The organism is Croceicoccus marinus, from assembly GCF_001661675.2.
GTDB lineage: Bacteria > Pseudomonadota > Alphaproteobacteria > Sphingomonadales > Sphingomonadaceae > Croceicoccus > Croceicoccus marinus.
The window spans coordinates 1,136,278-1,157,750 of sequence record NZ_CP019602.1; the positions used below are offsets into that span (position 1 = coordinate 1,136,278).

The following is a 21,473-nucleotide window of genomic DNA, read 5'->3' on the forward strand; positions in this document are numbered from 1 at the left end:
TCGTCGATGGGGGCAGGGGCGTGCTTGGGAATCCTCGCTTCTTCGCTTTCGTCGTCTTGATATCGGTATTCCCGACCCCGATCGCGATGCGCCAACCGGTTGTACTGCGATTGCAAGAACTTGCTGGCTGGGATGACTGTCTTTCTGCGACCCGGATGGTCATTCCCAGAAGCGAGGCGGCGGCAACGTCGCGGGGGCGGGCAGTTTCCGATGCCCGCCCCCGAACCAATCCATCGCCTCAGATCAGACCTTTCGACCGCAGCGACACATGGCCGCTGCGCCCCACGATGATGTGATCGTGCACGGTCACGCCCAGCAGGCGTCCGGCCTCGGCAATGCGGTTGGTGATCTGGATGTCGGCGCGGCTGGGTTCGGGATTGCCGCTGGGGTGGTTGTGCACCAGGATCAGCGCGGCAGCGCCCAGGTCCATGGCACGCTTGATCACCTCGCGAGGGTGGATCGCCGCCTCGTCCAGCGAGCCGTCGCCCACGTGGTCGTCGCGAATCAGCCGGTTCTGCGCATTCAGATACTGCACGCGCACCCGCTCGACCGTCAGATGCGCCATGTCGATCGTCAGATAGTCGATCAGCGCCTGCCAGCTGCCCAGAATCGGTTGCTCCTGGACCTGGCTGCGGGCAAGACGGCGCGCGGCAATGCCCACGATCTTGAGCGCCGCCGCACTGGTCTCTCCCATACCTGGGTGGTCGGCCAAGGCCTTGCGATCGGCATTGAACACGCCCGCAAGGCTTCCGAACCGCTGCAACAGGCTGCGCGCGATGGGCTTCACGTCCTTGCGCGGTATCGCCGTCATCAGAAGATATTCGACGATTTCATGATCGCCCAATGCATCGATCCCGCCGGACAGCAGCCTTTCGCGCAGGCGCGAGCGGTGCCCGCGCGGGTCGTTGCCGTCCCCCGGCTTGCCCTGCGGCTGAACCGCGGGTGCATCGATCGGCAGCGAATCCTGCCCCTCGGCCATGAGCGTTGCGTCCCTTACTGCCGCACACAATTCGTGCGCATGCCCGTGCGGTCATTGCCTTTTGCCGGACGAATGCGCAAGTTCGCCCGGGAATTCGGCCAGCTGCAACGGCGCCGACACCGGGTTGCGCAGACGGCATGAGCGAAAACGACGATATCGAGCTGGCTGGCGAGGGGCCGATCGAGGATCCGGTCGCGGAGCCCGCTCGCCCATCGCGCGCCAGCCGCATCTGCAAGCGGCGCCTGGCAGCCGATGTGGCGCTGGTGTTCTTCGCTATCTCGCTGGGCATCTTTGCCGGCCTTTACGTGACGCGCGAAAGGCTGGCCGGGGATTTGATCGATTCCACGCTGGACGAATACGACATCCCGGCCCGCTACGACGTGGTCTCGATCGGCCCGCAGCAGCAGGTGGTCGAGAATATCGTGATCGGCGATCCCGCCGACCCCGACATGACGATCGAGCGCGCGATCCTTTCGGTCGACTATCGCTTCGGCTCGCCCGCGATCGGAACGGTGCGGCTCGAGAATGCCAGGATGAACGGGCGCTGGGACGGCGAGAAGATCAGTTTCGGCGCGCTGGATCCGCTGCTTTACGAAGGCGGCAGTGACGAGCCATTCGCGTTGCCCGATCTCGATCTGGTTCTAGTGGATGGCCGTGCATCGATCCGCAGCCCATGGGGCGATGCCGGGGTGAAGCTGCATGGCAGCGGCAATCTGGCCGATGGCTTCGAGGGGGTCGTCGGAGCGGTCATGCCCGGCCTTTCGCTGGCCGACTGCCAAGGCGAGGGCGGCAGCCTGTACGGCACGGTGCAGACCCGCGGCGAGCGGCTGATTTTCGAGGGACCGCTGCGCCTGTCCGCGCTCGATTGCGGCGCGGCGGGTTCGCTTGGCTCCAGCGCCCTGCAACTGCGTGCCCAGACGGCGGATTTCGCCGGGTTCGAATTGCGCGGCCGGCTGACTGCCACGCAGCCGCAAGCCCTGCCTTTCGAAGCCGCCGCGCTGACCGGAGACATCGCCCTGACGCGTCACGCCGACGACGGCACGCTGGTGTCCAATTTCGACCTTGCCGCCACGGACGCTTCGATCGGCAGCGTCCAGGCCGGAGAGCTGGCGCTGAACGGCAGGGTAAGGGCGCGCCGCGATCTGAGCTTTGTCGCGTTCAACGGTGCGCTGGACGGCGAAGGCGTCATGCCGGGGTCGCAGCTGAATTCCCAGCTCGCCAGCTGGCAGGCCGCCGCCAGCGGCACGCTTGCCGCGCCGCTGCTAGGCAGGCTGCGCCGCGGCCTGGCGCGCGAATTGCGCGGCAGCAGCTTTTCGGCGGAACTGCAGGCTAGGCACGAAGGCGGGCAGACGACGATGATCGTCCCGCAGGCGCGCTGGCGGGGGACCAGCGGGCAGATCATCCTGTCGGTCTCGCGCGGGCAATATGTCGCCGGTGCGGGCCACGCGCCCAACCTGGCTGGCAATTTTTCGACCGGCGGGGTGGGTCTGCCGCGAATCACGGGCCGGATGGAGGAGCGCGATGACGGCATGCGCTCGATGGTCCTCACCATGGCCGATTACTCGGCGGGCGACGCCCGTCTGGCGGTGCCCCAATTGCGGATCGTGCAGAACGCGGCGGGGGCGGTATCGCTTTCGGGCCGGGTGCTGGCGAGTGGCGCGTTCCCCGGCGGTTCGGTCCAGGGGCTGGACCTGCCGCTTTCGGGCGGATGGAGTGAGCGGAGCGGGCTGGCGCTTGGCATGCGCTGCATCGCGCCGCGGTTCCGCAGCATGCAGTTTGCCAGCCTGACGATGCAGCAGCAGGTGCTGACGCTGTGCCCGCCAAGCGACGGCGCGATCTTCCGCAGCGGTGCACAGGGCACGCGCTTTGCCGCCGGCGTGCCCGACCTGTCGCTTTCGGGCGAGCTGGGCGGGACGCCGGTAGAGGTCAGCGGCGGCCCGGTCGGCTTCGCGGTTCCCGGAGCGTTGGCGGCGCGTGATCTGACCGTCAGGCTGGGCGAAGGCAGTTCGGCCACCGACTTCATCCTTTCGGAATTCACCGCAGTCCTGGGAGGCGAATTGCGCGGCGGATTCGACGATCTTGAAGTCAGGCTGGCTTCGGTTCCGCTCGACATCACGCGCGCGTCCGGAAACTGGTCGTTCGTCGATGGCGTGCTTTCGCTTTCGGATGCGGCGATCCGCGTTACCGACCGCGCTGCGCAGCCGCGGTTCAATCCGATGGTCGCCAGCGATGCCTCGCTGACATTGGCCGACGGCCGCATCGCCGCCGACGCGTTTTTGCATGAGGAAACCAGCGGGCGGCAGGTGGTGGATGTCGACATCGTGCATGACCTTGGCAGCGGGACGGGCCATGCCGATCTGGATGTGCCCGCGCTCTCGCTGGACAAGAGGCTGCAGCCGACCGATCTCACCCCGCTGGCGCTTGGCGTCGTCGCCAATGCCGAGGGCGTGGTCACGGGCAGGGGCCGGATCGACTGGAACCGACAGGCGCTGACGTCGACTGGCAGCTTCACTACCGAATCGCTGGATTTCGCGGCGGCCTTTGGCCCGGTGAAGGGTCTGAAGGGCACCATCCGCTTCACCGACCTGCTGGGTCTGGTCACCGCGCCCGACCAGCGGATCAGCGTGGCGGAGGTCAATCCCGGCATCCCGGTCGAGAACGGCACCATCCGCTTTGCGCTGGAACCTGGGAAGGTCTTCGCCTTCCAGTCGGGGCAGTGGCCGTTCATGGGCGGTACACTGGAAATGCGCCCTGTCCGCATGACGCTGGGGGTGGAGGAGACGCGCAGCTATGTCTTCGTCATCACCGGACTGGACGCTGCGCGCTTCCTGGAACGGCTGGGCATGGCGAATCTGTCCGCCACCGGCACGTTCGACGGCACGCTGCCGGTCATCTTCGACAGCGCGGGCGGCAGGATCGAGGGCGGGTTCCTGCAGTCGCGTCCACCGGGCGGCAATCTCTCCTATGTCGGGGCGCTTAGCTATGAGGATATGCCGGCGATCGCGAATTTCGCCTTCGATGCGCTGAAATCGCTGGATTACCGCGAAATGACCGTGGGCATGGACGGCGCGCTGGAGGGCGAGATCGTGACGCGCGTGCGCATCGACGGGGTCAGCCAGGGCGAGGGGGCGTCGAAGAACATCATCACGCGCAAGCTCGCCAGCCTGCCGGTCCGCTTCAACGTCAATATCCGCGCGCCCTTCTACCAGCTGTTTTCCAGCCTGAAGTCGCTCTACGACCCCTCCGCGGTGCGCGACCCGCGCGAGCTGGGCCTGCTGATGCAGGAGGACGGCGAGCTGGTGCCCGATCCAGACGCGCCCGAAATTCCAACCGATCCGGAACCCGCCGCCCGCAATCGCTTGCCGCGAGCCGAACCGTCCATTCACACTGCCGAAAGCGAGACCATGCCATGAACCGTGCCAAATCAGCGTTGACCGGATTGACGCACGCAGACCGCGCTGCGACTGGTCACGCCATGAAGGAGCATGGAAGCGTATCGAGGGGTTTGGGGCATATCGCACTGGCGATGATTTGCACGTCACCGCTGATGGCCTGTGTGAACGTAAACGCACCCAATGATGCGATCGTCATCGAGCTCAATATCAACATCAAGCAGGAAGTGCTCTATCGTCTGGTCGATTCCGCCGAACAGAACATAGAGGATAATCCGGAGATTTTCTGATGGCCCGTTTCAAGATTTCAACCGCAGCCGGACTGGCGATTGCCGCCGCGGCGTTGATGGCTCCGCTCATGGTCGCGCCCGCACAGGCGGTGCAGCGCGATCCCGCCTATGCCTCGGCGCGCGCCAATGGCGCCATCGGCGAGAAGATCGACGGCTATCTGGGCATCGTCGGCTCTCCCGATGCGTCGCTGCGCAAGCTTGTCGACGACCTCAACATCCGCCGCAAGGCCAGCTATGCCGACAAGGCGCGCGCCGAGGGCGTGACGATCGAGGAATTCGCCTTCGCGCAGGGCTGCATACTGATCGCCCGCACTTCGCCCGGCGAGAAGTACCAGGCGCCCGACGGCAGCTGGCAGACCCGCGGATCGGGCCCGGCCCGGCTGGACCCTCGGTGTCCTTCGGTCGGCTGAGCGCGTTTCCCCGGCGAGGCTTGCGACAACTATAAGACGATTGCCCCCTCTGGCTGTGTTGACTTGACCAGACCCCTTTCCTAAAGGGGCCGCGCCTTAGACGGGCAGCTATGCCGCGCGTGACGGGGTCTTCAAGGGAGCCTGACATGAGCGACGAGCAGCCCGGACGAGAGCCACTTGGCGAAGACAGGCGCATCGACTCGCTCGACGAACGGCTGAAAGCCGCGCGAGAGCGGGAAACGGCGCGTAACAAGCCGCAGGTGCAGGGAACCGACGAGAATTATCGTATGGGTTCCCGCGTGCTGGCGGATCTGCTGGGGGGCCTTGTCGGCGGCGCGCTGATCGGTCTGGTTATCGACCGATTCGCGGATACGTCGCCCTGGGGTCTGTTGGTGATGCTCGCACTCGGGATTGTCGTCGCCTTCAGGAACATTATCCGGCTCGCGAACCGGCGCCCAGACTGAACCTTGCGGGGTTCACGAAAGGGCGTCTTTCTGCAAAAGGGCCAAGGGTCTTCGAGACCGGGGAACGGTTTCGTTTCCTTGGGGCAATAGGGATTATCAGCAAGTGGCAAGCGAAGCCAAGGTCGATCCGATGCACCAGTTCACGATCGAGCCGATGTTCGGTTCGGATGCGTGGGCGATCGGCGGCTACAACATTGCTTTCACGAACAGCGCGCTGTGGATGGCGATCTCTGTCGTCGTGCTGTGGGCGTTCGTCGCGGGCGGCATGAAGCGCGAACTGGTGCCGGGCCGCTGGCAGATGATGGTCGAAAGCTTCACCGGCTTCATCGACGACATGCTGGAAGCGAACATCGGAACGGCCGGGCGTAAATACGTGCCCTATATCTTCTCGCTGTTCATGTTCATCCTGTTCGCCAATATCCTGGGCCTGCTGCCGCTTGGCGTGATCGGGCTGCATCCCTTTACGTTCACCAGCCATTTCACCGTCACCGGCGTGCTGGCGATCATCTCCTTCGGGATCGTGCTGATTGTCGGTTTCGCCAAGCACGGTCTGCACTTCTTCTCGCTGTTCGTGCCGCATGGCACGCCGGTTCCCATGATCCCCGTGATCTTCGTGGTCGAACTGATCAGCTTCATGGTGCGCCCCTTCAGCCTTGGCCTGCGACTGTTCGTGGCCATGATGGCGGGGCACGTGCTGCTGGAAGTGCTTTCCAGCTTCGTGATCGGTTCGGGCAACTACAGCGCGGGCATCTTCGCGCTAGCCGGTATCCCGAGCTTCATTCTCATGGTGGGCATCTGCGCGCTGGAAATCCTGGTTGCCGGGATCCAGGCCTATGTGTTCGCCCTGCTGACCAGCGTCTATCTGAACGACGCCGAAAATCTTCACTGATCCTTCAATCATCTAATCAAGTTTTCCAAAGGAGTTTTTGAAATGGACGCAGAAGCCGCAAAGCTGCTCGGTGCCGGTCTCGCCGCTCTGGGTGCGGGCCTCGCCTCGATCGGCGTGGGTAACGTTTTCGCCAAGTTCCTCGAGGGCGCGCTGCGCAATCCGGGTGCTGCCGACGGCCAGCAGGGCCGCCTCTTCATCGGCTTCGCCGGTGCCGAGCTTCTGGGCCTGCTCTCGTTCGTCGTCGCGATGATCCTGATCTTCGTCGCCTGATCGAACGAACCGGAATATCGCCCGGCCGCACGACGCGGCCGGGCGAACAGAATCTGATCCGTCTTTAGGGCCCCGCCATGCCACAGATATCCCAGCTAGCCGCAACCTATGCGAGCCAGGTCTTCTGGTTGCTGATCTTCTTCGGCCTGACCTATTTCGTCATCGGCCGCGGCATGGTGCCCAAGGTGATGGACACCGTGGCGATGCGCGACAAGCAGATCGCCGACGATCTTTCCTCTGCCGAGGCAGCCCGCCGGGCCGCCGACGAGCAGGAAGAAGCCTGGCGCGAGCGCGAGAATGAGAACCGTGCAAGGGCGCAGGAGCTGATTGCCGAGGCCAAAGCCAAGGCAGCAGCAGAGACCGAAGCACGGCTCGGCAGGGCCCAGACCGGCATCGACGCCACGCTGGAAGCTGCCGAGGCGCGCATTGCCGAGGCCCGCGAAAAGGCTGCGGCCGAGATCGAGGGCATCGCTGCCGAGGCGACCCAGTCGATCGTTGCCCGGGTCGCTGGCCTGACGGTTGACGACACCACCGCGCGCAGCGCGGTCAGGAAGGAGCTTGCCTGATGGCAGCCGAGACCGCTCTCCCGCCCGCTTCGCAGGCTGTCGAGGAACAACTGGATCATGCCGCCTCGGCTGAGGGCATGACCGAGGAACATCACGTCGAACCCGCGCTGCTGGGCATTGCCCCGCCGGCGGCGGTCGTCAGCTCGGCCATGATCGTGCTGCTTGCCATCGCGTTCTTCTATGCCAAGGCGCACAAGAAGATCGCGGGCGGGCTGGACGCACGCATTGCCGAGATCAAGAACCAGCTCGAGGAAGCGAAAAGGCTTCGCGCCGATGCCGAGGCGCTGCGGCAGGAATATGCCGACAAGATCGCCAATGCCGAGAAGGACGCGGCTGCGATGCTCGATCACGCCCGGACCGAGGCTGGCGTCATCGTCGCCAAGGCCGAAACCGATGCGACCGCCATGGTCGCCCGCCGCGAGAAGATGGCCGAGGAAAAGATCGCGGCTGCCGAACGCGGCGTGATGGACGAATTGCGTGTCCGCGCGGCACAGGCGTCGGCTGCCGCCTCCGCCGATCTGATCGCCAGGAACTATGGCGCGGATGCCGACAGGACCATGGTCGACCAGGCGATCGGTTCGATCTGATCTCTGCATGAGTGATCTACGAAAGCCCCCGCCGCGCGCGGGGGCTTTTGTTTATGAAGGCCGCGATCAATAGCGCAGCGTGCGCACGATGAAGCGGTCCTTCGCGCTTCGATAGCTCTCCATCTCCGCGCCGTCGTGCTCGCGCTTCAGCGCGTTATATTCGCGCAGAAGGGCAGGGCTAGAGCTCAGGCGGTCGCGGAACTTCTCGAACACGTCCAATGTGCCGCCTTTCGCAACGAGCAGTATGCCAAGCGGCGGAACCGCGTTCTTGTCTTCGAAGCTGGCGAAATCCTCGGTCCGGTCCGACAGGCCGCGTGCGAAGAGGCTGGCAAGCGCCAGCTCGGCCTCGCTGAATTCCTCCGCATCGACGCGGACCATCACGGCGAGGTCGCCCTTCGTAAGGCAATCGGCGATGGCGGTCGCGCCGACATGCATGATCTCGCTTCCCGTCGGAAGCACGCGGATAAGGCGCTGCGACACGCTGCGATAGAGTTGTTCCGCATCTGCGCGCGCACGATGATGGTCCGGCGCCAGGCGAAAGATGACGTCATTCGCGTCCATCGACGATATGCCTCAGAAGTTGTCCTTGGCCGCACGCAACGCGGCAAAGGTCGCCACCGGACCCCCGCCGCCCCAGCGCGACTGCATATCCGGATCGTCCGCGCGCAGGAACGGATTGGTTGCCAGTTCCAGCCCCAGCCGCGTCGGTACCGTGGGCAGGCCTTCCGAGCGGCGCTCGTTCACCTCGTCGGCATATTGAGCCAGTGCCCGGTTGTCGGGATCGGCATGCAGCGCAAAACGCGCGTTCGCGGCGGTGTATTCATGCGCGCAATAGAGAAGTGTCTCAGCGGGCAGCGCCTTGATCCGCTCCAGGCTGGCCCAGAACTGCTCTGCGGTGCCTTCGAACATGCGGCCGCAGCCCAGCGCGAAGACGCTGTCGCCGACAAAAGCGACGCCTGCGTCCGGAAGGTGATAGGCGATGTGTCCCTTGGTATGGCCGCCCACGTCGATGACATCGGCGGCTAGCCTGCCCAGAGAAACGCTATCGCCCCCCGACACGTTACGGTCGATTGCCGCGATCCTGGACGCTTCTGCGGCGGGAGCGACGATGGTGCATCCGGTGGCCGCCTTGATCGCCTCGTTCCCGCCGGCGTGATCGGGGTGCCAGTGCGTGTTCCAGATCTGGGTGATCCGCCACCCTTTCCGCTCCGCTTCGCGCAGATAGGCGTCCGCGTCGGGAGTATCGATGCAGGCGGTTTCGCCGCTGACCGGTTCGTGCAGCAGATAGCCGTAATTGTCGGAGAGGCAGGGAAACTGGTGGACTTCGATCATGGCGCGCTCCTTCGCTTGCAGATGTAGGCGCACATTAACCAAAGCAAAAGTCCCGCCGCGGATGTCCGGGCGGGCCTTTCGAGTGTTTGATGGCTGGCTTGGCCGTCTTGGGAGTAAATTCCGTGACGTCGAACGGTGAACGAGGTCACCGCCGGCCGACTTGCGCACCGGCCTCGCCACCGCTGCGGAAGGGGTGGATCGCTGACGCGCTCCGCCCCTTCCTCGCTGTGCTCAGTTCTTCTGCTTCAGCGCTTCGCCGAGGATGTCGCCCAGCGACGCACCCGAATCGGACGAACCGTACTGCTCGACAGCCTGCTTCTCTTCGGCGATCTGGCGCGCCTTGATCGAGAAGTTCGGCTTCTTGGTGCGGTCGAAACCGGTGACCATCGCGTCGATCTTCTGGCCGGTCTGGAAGCGGTCGGGACGCTGTTCGTCACGGTCGCGGCCAAGGTCCGAACGCTTGATGAAGCCGGTCGCGCCGTCTTCGCCAACCTGGACTTCCAGGCCGCCATCGCGGACCTCGAGAACGGTGACGGTGACGACTTCGCCGCGGCGCAGGCCAGCACCGCCGGTGGCGGTACCGCCAACGGCCGGAGCACCCTTTTCAAGCTGCTTCATGCCGAGCGAGATGCGCTCCTTCTCGATGTCGACGTCCAGGACGACGGCTTCGACTTCCTCGCCCTTGCGGTGCAGGGCCAGGGCGTCCTCGCCCGAGATGCCCCATGCGATGTCCGACATGTGAACCATGCCGTCGACGTCGCCCGGAAGGCCGATGAACAGACCGAACTCGGTCGCGTTCTTGACTTCGCCGGTGACGGTCGAGCCGACCGGGAACTTGTCGGCGAAATCGTCCCACGGGTTCGACTGAGCCTGCTTGAGGCCAAGCGAAATGCGGCGCTTCTCGGCGTCGACTTCCAGCACCATGACTTCGACTTCCTGCGAGGTCGAGACGATCTTGCCGGGGTGGACGTTCTTCTTTGTCCAGCTCATCTCCGAAACGTGGACCAGGCCTTCGATGCCCGCCTCCAGCTCGACGAAGGCGCCGTATTCGGTGATGTTGGTGACGGTACCCGTCAGCTTCGCGCCGACCGGATACTTAACCGCCACGCCATCCCAAGGATCGCTTTCCAGCTGCTTCATGCCAAGGCTGATGCGCTGCGTATCCTGGTTGATGCGGACGATCTGCACCGTTACGGTCTGGCCGATCTCGACCACTTCGCTGGGGTGGTTGACGCGCTTGTAGCTCATGTCGGTGACATGCAGCAGGCCGTCGATGCCGCCCAGATCCACGAACGCACCGTAATCGGTGATGTTCTTGACCACGCCGTCGATGACCTGGCCTTCGCTCAGTTCGCCGATCAGTTCCTGGCGCTGTTCGGCGCGGGTTTCTTCCAGAACGGCACGACGCGACACGACGATATTGCCGCGGCGGCGATCCATCTTCAGGATCTGGAACGGCTGCGGGATGCCCATCAGCGGGGTGATGTCACGCACGGGGCGGATATCGACCTGCGATCCGGGCAGGAAGGCCACGGCGCCGTCGAGGTCGACGGTGAAGCCGCCCTTGACGCGGCCGAAGATCTGGCCCTCGACGCGCTTGCCTTCGCCGAACTCGCTCTCAAGGCGGTCCCAGGCGGCTTCGCGGCGGGCGCGGTCGCGTGACAGCATTGCTTCGCCGTCGGCATTCTCTACGCGGTCGACGAAAACCTCGACCTCGTCACCGACCTTCAGCCCGTGCTCGTCCGAATTGCGGGCGAACTCGGAAAGGCGCACGCGGCCTTCGCTCTTGAGGCCGACGTCGATGACGGCCTTGTCATTCTCGATGGCGGTGACGGTGCCCTTGACGACGCGGCCTTCGAAGCCGCCCTCGGCTTCCGAGCCGAGCATGTCGTCGAGCATTTTCGCGAAATCGTCGCGAGTGGGGTTAGGCGAAGTTGCCATTAGGATTGTATTCCCGTTCGTTTCGTTTTCCGGCCAGGCGGTTTTTCCGCCGGTCTTTACTCCGCCATCCGCACCATTGCATCGACGGGTCAAAAGGGGCCGAACCATCCGCAGGGCCGGATGCGCCTGCGAATATCCGATGGGCAAAACCGAATGGAGGATGGTGGAAACGGCGAAGGCCGCGTCTGCCACCGACCGGGCGGCAAAACCCGTCGGACGGGCGCGCGATTAGGCCGGATCGCAGAGAAAAGCAAGGCGAAAGCATCGCCGGCATGCCCCGGACAGGCCGCCCGGACGACACCGGCCGGTCACCCCTGAGGGGTGCCGGCCGGTGCGCGTTACAGCGTTACCGAAAGGAATCAGTCGGTGGTATCGGTGGTGGTCATGTCGGTGCTGGCGTTACCGCCCGTCGAAAGCTCGTCGGTGCGCCAGATCTTCATCGCGTCGATCGATGCGTCGGCCATCAGGCCCTCGGCATTGAAGACATAGGCGGTCGATTCCTCGCTGTCGGCCTGCGCGTTGGCCGAAGCGTCCGCGACGGTGATGCCGGCGTCGGCGCCGATGCTCCATTCGCCGCTATCGGTATATTCCTGCAGTGTCGCGGGGTCGCTGACCTTGAAGACATAGGACGCGGCCTGCACGCCGGCCTGAAGGCCGATGCTGCCTTCGCCCATGCGCCAGTAACTTACGATTTCACCATTCTGGACCAGCGCGCCGTCACCGCCGGCTCCTCCGACGCCCAGCGCAATCTCGGTCACGTCGGGGAAGACCAGATAGCCTGCCGGCGTGCCCATCCCGCAGCTCGGTTCGACGGTCTGGCACTGCGCGAGCGCAGCCATGACCTTGGCGTCGAGGTCGGCTGCGACCGGGTTCTGCATGTCGTCGGCGGTGGTGGTCGCTTCGACATCGGCCTCGGCAGCCGGTTCCTGGCCGCAAGCGGAGAGCGCGAGCGCCAATGCGCCCAGTGCGAGAGGAGTGCGGATACGCTTCATGGAGACGGTTCCTTTTACTACGTGAACCCTGTGGAGTTCTGGCTAGCTGAACGAAAGGCCATGCCCATTGTTCCGGCCGAACTTGCAGCGGGAAAGCGGTCAGCCCGCCTTCAATCCCTTGCCGGCCATCGCCTGCTCCACCGCGTCGATCGCGGCCTGCAGCGCCTCGGCCGGGGTCATGTCGCTGTTGTCGAGGAGCAGCGCGTCCTCGGCCTGCAGCAGCGGAGCCTCGGCGCGATTGCGGTCGCGTTCGTCGCGCTTGGCGAGATCGTCCATCACCTGGTCCAACGTCAGCTTTTCGCCGCGCGAATGGCTTTCGGCATGGCGCCGCCTGGCGCGCGCTTCGAGGCTGGCGGTGACGAACAGCTTAACCTCGGCATCGGGCGCGATGACGGTGCCGATGTCGCGTCCGTCCAGGATCGCGCCGCCCGGCTGCGCGGCGAACTTGCGCTGCCTTTCAAGCAGGGCGGCGCGCACGCGCTTATGCACCGATACGCGCGATGCCAGCGCGCCGCATGCGACCGTCCGCAGCTCCGGCTCCTTCAGCAGCATGTCGGGGAACTCGGTCGCCCGCGCCGCGTCCATCGGATCATCGGGGTCCAACCCCATCTTGCGCGCCTGCAAGCCGACCGCGCGATAGAGCAGCCCGGTATCGAGCACCGGCAAGCCGAAATGCTTGCCCAGGCCCCTGGCAATCGTTCCCTTTCCGCTGGCGGTGGGACCGTCGACGGCGATGATCATGCGAGCTTCCTTTTCCTGAAGGCCTTCCACAATCCCCAGATTGCGATGGAAGCCCAGAACCCCTCGAGCACGAGGGAAGCGAGATTGAGGTGATACAGCAGCGATATCGTCAGCAGCGCGGCCCCGGCCAGGTTGACGCCATGCTGGACGAAGGGGTTCGGTCTTTCGTGCCCGGTAATGTACCAATAGGCCCAGACGATGCACCCCATTCCGGCGAAACCGACCATCGTCGGCCAGTCGAGAGCCGTCATGCGGGAGCGGCTTCCCGCGCATGTTGCAGCAGAGCCGTGAAATTGGGAAAGCTGGTCGCGATGGGGGCGGTATCGTCGACTTCCACGCCGTTCCGGCTGGCAAGCCCCGCCACGGCCATGCTCATGGCAATGCGGTGGTCGAGGTGGGTGACGACGGGTTCGTCCGCGGTTCCGGCCAGCGGATCTCCGCCGGTGCCGGTGACGACCAGCCCGTCCTCGCGCTCTTCCACCTTGGCCCCGGCAGCGCCCAGCGCGGCGGCCATGGCGGCCAGCCGGTCGGATTCCTTGACCCGCAGCTCGTCCAGCCCGGTGGTGATCGTGCGCCCTTCGGCCAGCGAGGCGGCGACGAACAGCACCGGGAACTCGTCGATCATGGCAGGGCCAAGGGCGGGGTCGACCTTGATGCCGTGCAGCCGCGATTGGCGCACCCGCAGGTCCGCCACCGGCTCGCCGCCGACATCGCGGAGGTCGATTTCGTCGATCTGCCCGCCCATTTGGCGCAGCACGGTGAACAGCGCGGCGCGCGTCGGGTTCAGGCCGACATTCTCGATCACCAGGTCCGATCCTGGCACCAGCAGCGCGGCCACGGCAAAGAAGGCCGCGCTGGACGGATCGCCGGGTACGGTAATGTCCTGCGCGCGCAATTCGGCCTGGCCGGCGATCTCGATGATGCGCTCGCCGCCGGTTTCCTCGACCGTCAGCTGCGCGCCGAAGCCCTGCAGCATGCGTTCGGTATGGTCGCGGGTCGGCACCGGTTCGATCACGCGGGTGATGCCGGGGGTGTTGAGGCCCGCGAGCAGAACCGCGCTTTTCACCTGGGCCGAAGCGACCGGCAGGCGATATTCGATCGGCACCGCGGGCGAGGCCCCGCGCATGGTCAGCGGCAGCCGGCCGCCGGGGCTGGGGGTGAACTGCGCCCCCATCTGCGACAGCGGGTCGATCACCCGGCCCATCGGGCGCTTCGACAGGCTGGCATCGCCGGTGAAGGTCGCAGTAAGCGGATGGCTGGCGACCAGCCCCATCAGCAGCCGCGTCGAGGTGCCCGAATTGCCCATGTCCAGCGCGGTTTCCGGCTGAAGCAGGGCGCCCACGCCCACGCCGTCGATGTTCCAGGTGCCGTCGCCCTCGCGCTCAATCGTGGCGCCCATCGCGCGCAGGGCCGCCGCCGTGGCCATGACGTCCTCGCCCTCGAGCAGTCCGCGCGCGGTCGTGCGGCCCACGGCCAGCGCGCCGAACATCAGGGATCGGTGGCTGATCGACTTGTCGCCCGGCACCCGGATGCGGCCCGTCAGCGCCGAGCCGGGCATGAAGCGGTGCGGGGAAGGGCTGGACGCGTGCTGGCTCAACGTTAATGACCTTTGTCTCAGTGTTCCGGTGCCGCGGGTTCCGGCCGGATCGGCGGGGTCCGCGTGCAAATCGGAAATGATGGGCTGGATCGGCGCAGGCTTTTGACAGCGCGCAAGCCCTATGGCAAGGCGCGCGGCTCGTGCCGGAGGCGGGAAGGGGAGCGATCCCCGATTCTTGCAGTCGGCGCCCGAATTTCACGAAGCGAGAATGCGCCGACCCGGCGCGAAATCACGAGGTTTTCATGGTCAAGCCCGAATGGGGTGCCAAGCACACCTGCCCGAAGTGCGGCACCCGCTTTTACGATCTCGGCAAGGACGATCCGGTTACCTGCATCGAATGCGGTAATGAATGGACGCCCGAGCCCGTGCTCAAGTCCAAGCAGCCTATTCCCTATGAGGAAGAGAAGACTCAGAAGCAGGAGAACGACGAGGATCTGGGTGACGACGATCTGGACATCGACGTCGACGACGACGACGATTCGCCGGACAACGATGTCGACCTGGGCGGCGACGACGATCTTGGCGTCGCCAAGGCCAGCGACGACGACGAGGAAGATACCTGATCCTTCGCAGGGATCGGGCCGCGTCAGGGTCTTTTTTCGCCGGTTGAATTTTGCTCTTGCAACCGGCGGAATCACTGCCTAGAGAGCCGCTCTCCGCACTGGATGCCCCGTAACGAACCGGGGTGAAACGGGCGGAGAGCAGGGCCCCTCCCAGGGTGCCCCGCCAGCTGCGAGGGGCTGGAAAGTCCTTAGGGATGCGATGAAGATTGGGGCCGTAGCTCAGCTGGGAGAGCGCTACAATGGCATTGTAGAGGTCAGGGGTTCGATCCCCCTCGGCTCCACCATCGTTTCACCGGGCAGGTTCAGAACAACGAACGCACAGTCGCCGCGCGAACGTCAGACGCGTTGCGCGCGGGTCCGGCCGCACGGCTATTCTCACTAACCGCCGCCCCGGTCCGGCCTTCGCCGTATTGCCGGAAGACCGGGCGAGCCGAAGCCCGCCCGGAACTTCACGCGATCATTTCGCCTCCATGAAGCCATGCATCGTCAGCCACGAGGCGAAGGCATCGAACCAGCCGGTGCTTGTCGTGGTCTTGGGGTACATGCCGAAGCCGTGGCCGCCCTGTTCATAATAATGAAACTCGACAGGCCGGCCGGCCGTGCGCCAGCTTTCGATCAGGCCGAAGTCGGTGGTCTGGAACAACGGATCGTCCGCCGCCAGCGCCACGAACAGCGGCGGTGCATCCTCGGGAACCGGCATGGCGTTCAGCGGGCCGTAGATATCCGCAAGGAAGGCGGGGTCGGCATCGGGGCCGTAGAGACCGGTCGCCATCGTCAGCGCAGCACCTGCAGAAAAGCCGACCATCCCGATCCGGTCCGGATCGACGTTCCACTCATCCGCATTCGCGCGGATCAGCGCAAAGGCAGCCTCCGCATCGGTCAGCTGGGGCGCGATCGCCTTGGCCATTTCCTCGGGCGCGGGGCGGGGCGGGCGTGCGGCACTGTCACGCGGCATGCGGTCGGCCTGCTGGAACGCCTGCAGATCTGCAGGGGTCTGGTTCAGCCGGTATTTCAGCACGAAGGCGGCGATACCCCTGTCGGCAAGCGCGCGCGCGACGTCCCAGCCTTCGTTCTCCATCGACAGCGTGCGGAACCCGCCGCCGGGGGCCACCACCACCGCTGCGCCCGTCGCCTTGGCCGGATCGGGAAGGAAGGGCGTCAGCGTCGCATCGGTCACATTGCGCGCGAAACGGCTGCCATATTGCTGGTGCCACGATTCCGGAGCGGTCGCCCCAGGCAGCGTCCCGGTGTCGAGGTCGATCGCATCGGGCTGGGCAGGGACCTCGATCGAGACCATCTGATCGTCCTGCGCATAGGCCTGGACGGACGTAAAACTCAGCATCAGACCTGCGACGAGGGGTCCAAATTTCATGATCATATCCTCCACCATGTGATTATCGGATGCTGGAAACGCGCATCGCGGAATCGATGAAACACCGAATTCGCCGGAATGAATAATCCGACAATTGAAATTGCAGCAAGGTCATTCGCGTTTTCGCAAACGCTTTCATCTGCGCAAAGCCGCCAGTTTCCGCGCGAAAGCGGTGCTGCAATGCGCTCAATTGTCGGTGTAACTGCGGTTCGGCGGGGGCTCAGCTTCCGCGCAGCATGCGCATGGCGGCCATGCGAATCCGCTGGTAGTTGCCATCCTGCAGCGGTCCGAGGATCCCGTGCAATTCGGGCGGCAAATGGTCCAGCGGATGACCATCTGGCCGAAACACGTAGTGATCGAACCAGGCCCGCCATGCCTCGCGCTCGGCAGGCGGCCGTTCCGCTATGGCGATCAGTGCCAGCATCATGGCCGCGAAGGGCTGGTCGGGGCCGGACGCGAAGCCGTCCCACCAGAAATTGACCAGCACGTTGACGGGATCCAGCGCCTCGACCTTGTGCCACCAGAGCTTGGGTATGTAGATCGCATCGCCCGGCTCCAACTCGGCGACAAGGGCGGTGTCGCGGATGGCGTCGAAGCGCGGATAACGCGGATCGCCCGCCTTACTGTCGACTGCCAGCCCGACCGGCTGCCCGGCCATAGTGAAGTCGATCGGACCGACGTAAAGATCGCCGATAGCCTCGGGCGGGAACAGGGTGAAGCGGCGCCGGCCCATCGCGGCGCAGGCGACATTGTCCTGCGTATCATAGTGACAGGCGACGCTCGAGGGATGTCCGATCCAGAAGCGTGGAAGGATCGATTGCGGCAGGAACGCCAGCCTGGTCAGCCCCTCGATACCGGGAAGATAGCGCTCCGATGGTAGCGATCCCATGTACAGCGTAGCGGTATCGTTACCGTCGGCGCCTTGCAGGATCCTGTCGAGCCCTTCCGCAAAGCCGACGCTTTCGCGCTGGAAGTTGAAGCCGGACAGGTTGTCGGCATAGTAATAGCGCCGGTCGGTTTCCGGTGATCCGATGAAAATCTCCGCCTCGCGCCCCACGTCGAATTGCCGCAGATGGTCGAAGATCGACGCTTCTTCCTGCTTCAGCAGGGGCCAGTCGCGGGCGGCGGCCTTCATGACGACCGGCCGGCATGGCTGCATCACATGCTCGCGAAACGCGTGCTCGGTGGCGAAATCCTGCGGGCTGGCGAGCGGAACGGGCTGCGACATCAGGCGTCGGCGAAAAGCCGCTCGTTACGTAGTCTGGCCATGTGCCTGATGTGATGGATCGACGCGGCCTGGATGTAGGCGATCTGAAGATCGCCGCGGCGGAACAGGTCGAGCGCCGCCTCGTCGGGTAGCGCGTGAAGCGAATCGAGGCTGGTCGAATACAGCCCGTCGAGCTGCAGGCGCGAGCCGTCGTCGAAATCCAGCGTGATGTCGATCGGCTCGATCAGCCGGTGTTCGACGAAGCGGGCGATCATGCTCTCGGTCTCGGGCAGGCCGCGGCCGAGGACCTGCATCGCGTGCTGGACCTGCTGCAGGGCGGGGGTGGCGGAACCCTGTTCGTCGAAGACGGGCTTGCCATGCGGAACGAAGACCGGATCGCCCGGCGCGACCGCGATCCTCCCCTCGTGCAAAAAGAAGCCCTGCCGCACCAGGTCGGCGGGGCGGTATCCCGGCAGCATGCCATCCGCGGCGAACAGGTTCGTCCCTGCCTCCAGCCCCATGACCGCACCAGCATAAAAGGCGCCGGTATCGGGATTCTTGGTGAAAAGGATCGGGTATTCGGTTGCCGCCAGCGGAATCTCCTCGCTAACGACCTGCACGAAATGCCGCTGCCCCGCATTGGCGAGGTCGAGCCTGAGGCTGGAATGGGACTGGTAATCGAGCAGTTCTAGTTCGGGCACGCCTTCAACTCCTGCAATCTGTGCGCGCGCCGGTCTACCCGCGGCGACGGTGTCAGCCTACCCGCAAAAATCACTCAGACAAAATGTTGCAATCTTGTAGGAGTATTCTATGAATCGGCGCGACTGGCAGGGTGGATGTTCGATTATCCTGCTGCCATCGAGATGGTTTGGGATTTCGTAACGCCGTAGAGCGACGACCTGAGGGGATGTAATCCGATGAAAAACACGAGTTTTCTTATGCGTTCGCGCAAAATTGGTAGCGGTAACATGCTGCTGCTCGGCTGTGCGACGAGTGCGCTTGCATTGGTGTGCGCGACGCCCGCCATGGCGCAGGATTCGCAAGAATCGCAGGACGAGCCTGAAGCACAGGGCTCCGAGAGCAACGAGATCATCATCGTTACCGGCCTGCGCGGCTCACTCCAGCGCAACCTGGACGAGAAGCGCAACGCGGCTGGTGTCGTCGACGTGATCTCGGCCGAGGACATCGGCAAGTTCCCCGATTCCAACGTCGCGGCATCGCTGCAGCGCCTGCCGGGCGTGTCGATCCAGCGCAGCGGCGCGCGCGGCGAGGCGACGGGCATCACCGTTCGCGGCTTTGGCGGCGACTTCAACACCACGCTGTACGACGGACGCCGGATCTCGACCGCGACGGGCAACCGCCAGATCGACTTCAGCACCGTGGGCGTGGACTTCATCGGCCAGCTCAGCGTTCTGAAGACTCCCGACGTCTCGCTGTCGTCCGATTCGATCGGCGCGACCGTCAATATCGAATTCCCCACGCCGTTCGACAATCCGGGCTTCCGCGCGGCCGTGACCGCATCGGGTTCGATCCAGGACCGTTCGGGCGATATCGTTCCGACTGCGGGCATCCTGGTCAGCAACACCTGGAACGACACGTTCGGCGTGCTGGGCAGCGTGGTCTATACGCGCCGCGATACCGACAGCAACCGCGTCTATGTCAGCGGTTGGCCGGGCGGCAATTTCGCGCCCTGCCAGCTGGCCGGAAGCACGGCTGAAACCTGCGCGCCGACCGCCGCGACGGTGGACCCCGATGTTCCGGCTGCGAACCAGCGCACCATTCCGGGCTGGTTCCCCCAGCAGTACGGCGCCGAACAGCAGCGCGTGAACGACGAGCGTGTCGACGCGCGTCTCGCCCTGCAGTGGCAGCCGGCCTATGGAACCATGGTCACGCTGGACAACAACTATTCGCGCCAGAAGATCGAATCGAACAACTATGCCTTCGGCGTGTGGTTCAACCAGACCGACCTGCGCAATGTCGAGCTGGACGAGAACGGCACCGCGGTGAATTTCACGCAGGCGGGTTCGCCCACCGACTTCACCTCGGCGCTGAACAAGCAGATCCTCGAGACGAACCAGACGGGCCTGAACATCGAGTTCGAGGCCAGCGACAACCTGACCTTCGAGGTTGACGGCGCCTATGCGAAGAGCAAGCTGAACCCCGGCGACGTGATCGGCAGCCTCAACGCCGACGTCGGCTATGGCGGCGCGCTTGGCACCAATCTGCAGTTCATCGTGGACGGCGACAGCAACGAGGCGTTCCCCTCGCTCGCCAATTTCGGTCCGGCCGGGGTCGGCGGAGACTGGGCGAATACCGACCTGATCGGTTCGCACGTCACCGTGAACCAGACCCAGCGCAATACGGACGAGCTTTGGCAGCTGCGCGCCGAGGGCCAGTGGCAGCAGGACGACCTGACGCTGCAGTTCGGCGGCCAGTATTACGAGGACCGCTTCGAGTTCGCCAACTACTCGACCTTCGTGAACAATTTCTGGCAGGCCTATGCCGGCTATGGCGATCCTTCGGGCCGCGATACGGGCATCGCGCCGCTGCCGGATTCGCTCTACCAGGGTACCATCAGCCTCGACGGGTTCATCCCCGGCTTCGACGGCGCGCTTCCGCCTTCCGTCTTCCTGATCAACCCGGTCGACTACCAGAACTATCTGACCGGCCTGGGCAATCCGCAGACGCAGGACATTCCCGGCTATAACGCAGGCTGCTGCGGCGGGAACTTCACCGGCACCTTCGACCAGGCGCTGGACGGCGGCAGCGTCCGCGACATCACCGAAAAGACCTGGGCGCTGTTCTTGCGTGCCAGCTTCGAATCCGAAATCGCCGGCATGCCGTTCTTCTTCAATGCCGGCATGCGGAACGAGAATTCGAACATCAAGGCGAACGGCAACGGCACGGTTCCGGTACTGATCCAGACCAGCACGGCCGATCCGACGCTGCTGACGGTGACCCTGTCCGATCCGCAGCCGCTGACCGCCACGACGGACTACAACTACCTGCTGCCCAGCCTGGATACCCGGCTTGAAATCACGCCCGAATTCCAGATGAGGTTCAGCGCATCGCGCACCATCACCCGGCCCACGCTGAACCTGCTGTATCCGCAGCTGAACGTGGGCACCGGGCAGCGCGTCGGTGCGCTCAGCGCCGCGGGCGGCAATCCGTCGCTCAGGCCCTATCTGTCGGACAACTTCGACCTGGCGGCCGAATGGTACTACCAGCCGAACTCGTATCTGTCGGTGAACGGCTTCCTGAAGAACGTGTCGAACTTCATCGTCGGCGGTGTCACCAACCAGACCATCAACGATGTGATCGATCCCACCACCGGCCAGCCCGCCGTCTTCGCGGTGACGCAGCAGGTCAACGGGCCCGACGCCACGGTCAAGGGTATCGAACTGGCGCTGCAGCACGTGTTCGGCGACACCGGCTTCGGCTTCCAGGCCAATGCCACCTTCGTGGAAACGAACCGCCCCTATGACGAGAACGACATCTCGCAGACGGGCTTTGCGGTCACGGGCCTGGCCAATTCGGCGAACTTCGTCGGCTTCTACGACAAGGACGGCTTCCAGATCCGCGCCGCGCTCAACTGGCGCGACGAATATCTGCTGCAGTTCGGGCAGAACCAGAACACCGGTTCGTTCGGCGCAGAGCCGACCTTTGTCGACCAAAGCTTCCAGATCGACCTGACCAGCAGCTATGACATCAACGACAACTTCAGCGTCTTTGGTGAAGTTCTGAACGTCAACAACAACAAGCAGAGCACCCACGGGCGCTTCTCGAACCAGCTGCTTGACGTGTTCGACTATGGTCGCCGCTACACGGCGGGGGTTCGCTTCCGCTATTGAGGCTCTCCCCTGTGGCGGGGCGCAGGTTGA

At 64.6% G+C, this 21,473-nt stretch carries 21 protein-coding genes and 1 tRNA gene; 11 read left to right on the top strand and 11 right to left on the bottom strand.

Translation table 11 applies throughout. The annotated features are described in order from the left end of the window. Window positions 1-238: 238 nt before the first annotated feature. Window positions 239-979, bottom strand: a complete 741-nt coding sequence (gene radC / locus A9D14_RS05445; protein WP_083987668.1) for a RadC family protein — start codon at window positions 977-979, stop codon at window positions 239-241. Window positions 980-1,116: 137 nt separating this feature from the next. Here radC and A9D14_RS05450 point away from each other — a divergent pair, with 137 nt between their 5' ends. The 8 genes from A9D14_RS05450 (at window position 1,117) to A9D14_RS05485 (ending at window position 7,847) form a co-directional block, all read left to right on the top strand. Then, entirely contained in the window at window positions 1,117-4,392 is a 3,276-nt protein-coding gene (locus tag A9D14_RS05450; protein ID WP_083987670.1) for an intermembrane phospholipid transport YdbH family protein, read from the top strand. Further along, the gene (locus tag A9D14_RS19990) at window positions 4,389-4,661 is read left to right on the top strand and encodes a YnbE family lipoprotein (protein ID WP_232468791.1); all 273 of its coding nucleotides are present in this window, start codon (window positions 4,389-4,391) and stop codon (window positions 4,659-4,661) included. The genes A9D14_RS05450 and A9D14_RS19990 overlap by 4 nt, the downstream gene beginning before the upstream one ends. Next, window positions 4,661-5,071 carry a YdbL family probable chaperone protein gene (locus A9D14_RS05460; RefSeq protein WP_066843721.1) on the top strand — a complete coding sequence of 137 codons (411 nt, stop codon included), beginning with the start codon at window positions 4,661-4,663 and terminating at the stop codon, window positions 5,069-5,071. The genes A9D14_RS19990 and A9D14_RS05460 overlap by 1 nt, the downstream gene beginning before the upstream one ends. 146 nt (window positions 5,072-5,217) lie before the next feature. Next, window positions 5,218-5,535, top strand: coding sequence for an AtpZ/AtpI family protein (locus tag A9D14_RS05465; RefSeq protein ID WP_066843724.1), 318 nt, complete (start codon window positions 5,218-5,220; stop codon window positions 5,533-5,535). A 130-nt stretch (window positions 5,536-5,665) separates the two neighbouring features. Beyond that, a complete protein-coding gene (locus A9D14_RS05470; RefSeq protein ID WP_415877353.1) occupies window positions 5,666-6,424 on the top strand; it encodes a F0F1 ATP synthase subunit A in 759 nt (252 codons plus the stop codon). Window positions 6,425-6,466: 42 nt separating this feature from the next. After that, window positions 6,467-6,694, top strand: a complete 228-nt coding sequence (locus A9D14_RS05475) for a F0F1 ATP synthase subunit C (protein WP_066770184.1) — start codon at window positions 6,467-6,469, stop codon at window positions 6,692-6,694. A 77-nt stretch (window positions 6,695-6,771) separates the two neighbouring features. Further along, window positions 6,772-7,260 carry a F0F1 ATP synthase subunit B family protein gene (locus A9D14_RS05480; RefSeq protein ID WP_066843730.1) on the top strand — a complete coding sequence of 163 codons (489 nt, stop codon included), beginning with the start codon at window positions 6,772-6,774 and terminating at the stop codon, window positions 7,258-7,260. Then, the gene (locus tag A9D14_RS05485) at window positions 7,260-7,847 is read left to right on the top strand and encodes a F0F1 ATP synthase subunit B family protein (protein ID WP_087910470.1); all 588 of its coding nucleotides are present in this window, start codon (window positions 7,260-7,262) and stop codon (window positions 7,845-7,847) included. The genes A9D14_RS05480 and A9D14_RS05485 overlap by 1 nt, the downstream gene beginning before the upstream one ends. 66 nt (window positions 7,848-7,913) lie before the next feature. Here A9D14_RS05485 and A9D14_RS05490 read toward each other — a convergent pair whose 3' ends face one another. The 7 genes from A9D14_RS05490 to aroA form a co-directional block, all read right to left on the bottom strand. After that, a complete protein-coding gene (locus A9D14_RS05490) occupies window positions 7,914-8,408 on the bottom strand; it encodes a GrpB family protein (protein ID WP_066843733.1) in 495 nt (164 codons plus the stop codon). A 12-nt stretch (window positions 8,409-8,420) separates the two neighbouring features. Further along, window positions 8,421-9,179, bottom strand: a complete 759-nt coding sequence (gene gloB, locus A9D14_RS05495) for a hydroxyacylglutathione hydrolase (RefSeq protein ID WP_066843736.1) — start codon at window positions 9,177-9,179, stop codon at window positions 8,421-8,423. A 231-nt stretch (window positions 9,180-9,410) separates the two neighbouring features. Next, on the bottom strand, window positions 9,411-11,120 hold the full coding sequence (gene rpsA / locus A9D14_RS05500; RefSeq protein ID WP_066848388.1) for a 30S ribosomal protein S1: 1,710 nt from the start codon (window positions 11,118-11,120) through the stop codon (window positions 9,411-9,413). Between the two features lie 359 nt (window positions 11,121-11,479). Further along, window positions 11,480-12,112 carry a YSC84-related protein gene (locus tag A9D14_RS05505; RefSeq protein ID WP_066843739.1) on the bottom strand — a complete coding sequence of 211 codons (633 nt, stop codon included), beginning with the start codon at window positions 12,110-12,112 and terminating at the stop codon, window positions 11,480-11,482. Window positions 12,113-12,211: 99 nt separating this feature from the next. Further along, window positions 12,212-12,853, bottom strand: coding sequence for a (d)CMP kinase (gene cmk, locus A9D14_RS05510; protein WP_066843742.1), 642 nt, complete (start codon window positions 12,851-12,853; stop codon window positions 12,212-12,214). After that, window positions 12,850-13,104, bottom strand: coding sequence for a CBU_0592 family membrane protein (locus A9D14_RS05515; RefSeq protein WP_066843745.1), 255 nt, complete (start codon window positions 13,102-13,104; stop codon window positions 12,850-12,852). Before A9D14_RS05515 ends, cmk begins: the two co-directional genes overlap by 4 nt. Then, window positions 13,101-14,411, bottom strand: coding sequence for a 3-phosphoshikimate 1-carboxyvinyltransferase (gene aroA, locus A9D14_RS05520; RefSeq protein ID WP_066843746.1), 1,311 nt, complete (start codon window positions 14,409-14,411; stop codon window positions 13,101-13,103). Before aroA ends, A9D14_RS05515 begins: the two co-directional genes overlap by 4 nt. Window positions 14,412-14,692: 281 nt before the next feature. Between aroA and A9D14_RS05525 the strand changes: the two genes are divergently transcribed. Continuing rightward, window positions 14,693-15,013 (top strand): TIGR02300 family protein, encoded by a 321-nt coding sequence (locus tag A9D14_RS05525; RefSeq protein WP_066843747.1) that lies wholly within the window; start codon window positions 14,693-14,695, stop codon window positions 15,011-15,013. A 208-nt stretch (window positions 15,014-15,221) separates the two neighbouring features. Continuing rightward, window positions 15,222-15,297 (top strand) — tRNA-Ala (locus A9D14_RS05530). 173 nt (window positions 15,298-15,470) lie between these two features. Here A9D14_RS05530 and A9D14_RS05535 read toward each other — a convergent pair. The 3 genes from A9D14_RS05535 to A9D14_RS05545 all read right to left on the bottom strand — a co-directional run bounded on the left by A9D14_RS05535 (window position 15,471) and on the right by A9D14_RS05545 (window position 18,293). Continuing rightward, the gene (locus A9D14_RS05535; protein WP_232468793.1) at window positions 15,471-16,385 is read right to left on the bottom strand and encodes an alpha/beta hydrolase; all 915 of its coding nucleotides are present in this window, start codon (window positions 16,383-16,385) and stop codon (window positions 15,471-15,473) included. A 220-nt stretch (window positions 16,386-16,605) separates the two neighbouring features. Continuing rightward, complete coding sequence (locus A9D14_RS05540; RefSeq protein ID WP_066843754.1) at window positions 16,606-17,613, bottom strand: cupin-like domain-containing protein; 1,008 nt, start codon at window positions 17,611-17,613, stop codon at window positions 16,606-16,608. Beyond that, window positions 17,613-18,293: a SapC family protein gene (locus tag A9D14_RS05545; RefSeq protein WP_066843757.1), complete on the bottom strand. Its 681-nt coding sequence runs from the start codon at window positions 18,291-18,293 to the stop codon at window positions 17,613-17,615. Before A9D14_RS05545 ends, A9D14_RS05540 begins: the two co-directional genes overlap by 1 nt. A 237-nt stretch (window positions 18,294-18,530) precedes the next feature. On the opposite strand from A9D14_RS05545, the gene A9D14_RS05550 reads away from it, so the two are divergent. Beyond that, window positions 18,531-21,443, top strand: coding sequence for a TonB-dependent receptor (locus tag A9D14_RS05550; RefSeq protein WP_066843760.1), 2,913 nt, complete (start codon window positions 18,531-18,533; stop codon window positions 21,441-21,443). Window positions 21,444-21,473: the final 30 nt, after the last annotated feature.

Coding starts and splice junctions, on each gene's coding strand:
- A9D14_RS05450 (WP_083987670.1), top strand. CDS start 1,117: ATGAGCGAAAACGACGATATCGAGCTGGCTGGCGAGGGGCCGATCGAG.
- cmk (WP_066843742.1), bottom strand. CDS start 12,853: ATGATCATCGCCGTCGACGGTCCCACCGCCAGCGGAAAGGGAACGATT.
- A9D14_RS05480 (WP_066843730.1), top strand. CDS start 6,772: ATGCCACAGATATCCCAGCTAGCCGCAACCTATGCGAGCCAGGTCTTC.
- gloB (WP_066843736.1), bottom strand. CDS start 9,179: ATGATCGAAGTCCACCAGTTTCCCTGCCTCTCCGACAATTACGGCTAT.
- A9D14_RS05505 (WP_066843739.1), bottom strand. CDS start 12,112: ATGAAGCGTATCCGCACTCCTCTCGCACTGGGCGCATTGGCGCTCGCG.
- A9D14_RS05485 (WP_087910470.1), top strand. CDS start 7,260: ATGGCAGCCGAGACCGCTCTCCCGCCCGCTTCGCAGGCTGTCGAGGAA.
- A9D14_RS05460 (WP_066843721.1), top strand. CDS start 4,661: ATGGCCCGTTTCAAGATTTCAACCGCAGCCGGACTGGCGATTGCCGCC.
- A9D14_RS05550 (WP_066843760.1), top strand. CDS start 18,531: ATGCGTTCGCGCAAAATTGGTAGCGGTAACATGCTGCTGCTCGGCTGT.
- A9D14_RS05535 (WP_232468793.1), bottom strand. CDS start 16,385: ATGAAATTTGGACCCCTCGTCGCAGGTCTGATGCTGAGTTTTACGTCC.
- A9D14_RS05525 (WP_066843747.1), top strand. CDS start 14,693: ATGGTCAAGCCCGAATGGGGTGCCAAGCACACCTGCCCGAAGTGCGGC.
- rpsA (WP_066848388.1), bottom strand. CDS start 11,120: ATGGCAACTTCGCCTAACCCCACTCGCGACGATTTCGCGAAAATGCTC.
- A9D14_RS05470 (WP_415877353.1), top strand. CDS start 5,666: ATGCACCAGTTCACGATCGAGCCGATGTTCGGTTCGGATGCGTGGGCG.
- radC (WP_083987668.1), bottom strand. CDS start 979: ATGGCCGAGGGGCAGGATTCGCTGCCGATCGATGCACCCGCGGTTCAG.
- A9D14_RS19990 (WP_232468791.1), top strand. CDS start 4,389: ATGAACCGTGCCAAATCAGCGTTGACCGGATTGACGCACGCAGACCGC.
- A9D14_RS05475 (WP_066770184.1), top strand. CDS start 6,467: ATGGACGCAGAAGCCGCAAAGCTGCTCGGTGCCGGTCTCGCCGCTCTG.
- A9D14_RS05490 (WP_066843733.1), bottom strand. CDS start 8,408: ATGGACGCGAATGACGTCATCTTTCGCCTGGCGCCGGACCATCATCGT.
- aroA (WP_066843746.1), bottom strand. CDS start 14,411: ATGCCCGGCTCGGCGCTGACGGGCCGCATCCGGGTGCCGGGCGACAAG.
- A9D14_RS05515 (WP_066843745.1), bottom strand. CDS start 13,104: ATGACGGCTCTCGACTGGCCGACGATGGTCGGTTTCGCCGGAATGGGG.
- A9D14_RS05540 (WP_066843754.1), bottom strand. CDS start 17,613: ATGTCGCAGCCCGTTCCGCTCGCCAGCCCGCAGGATTTCGCCACCGAG.
- A9D14_RS05465 (WP_066843724.1), top strand. CDS start 5,218: ATGAGCGACGAGCAGCCCGGACGAGAGCCACTTGGCGAAGACAGGCGC.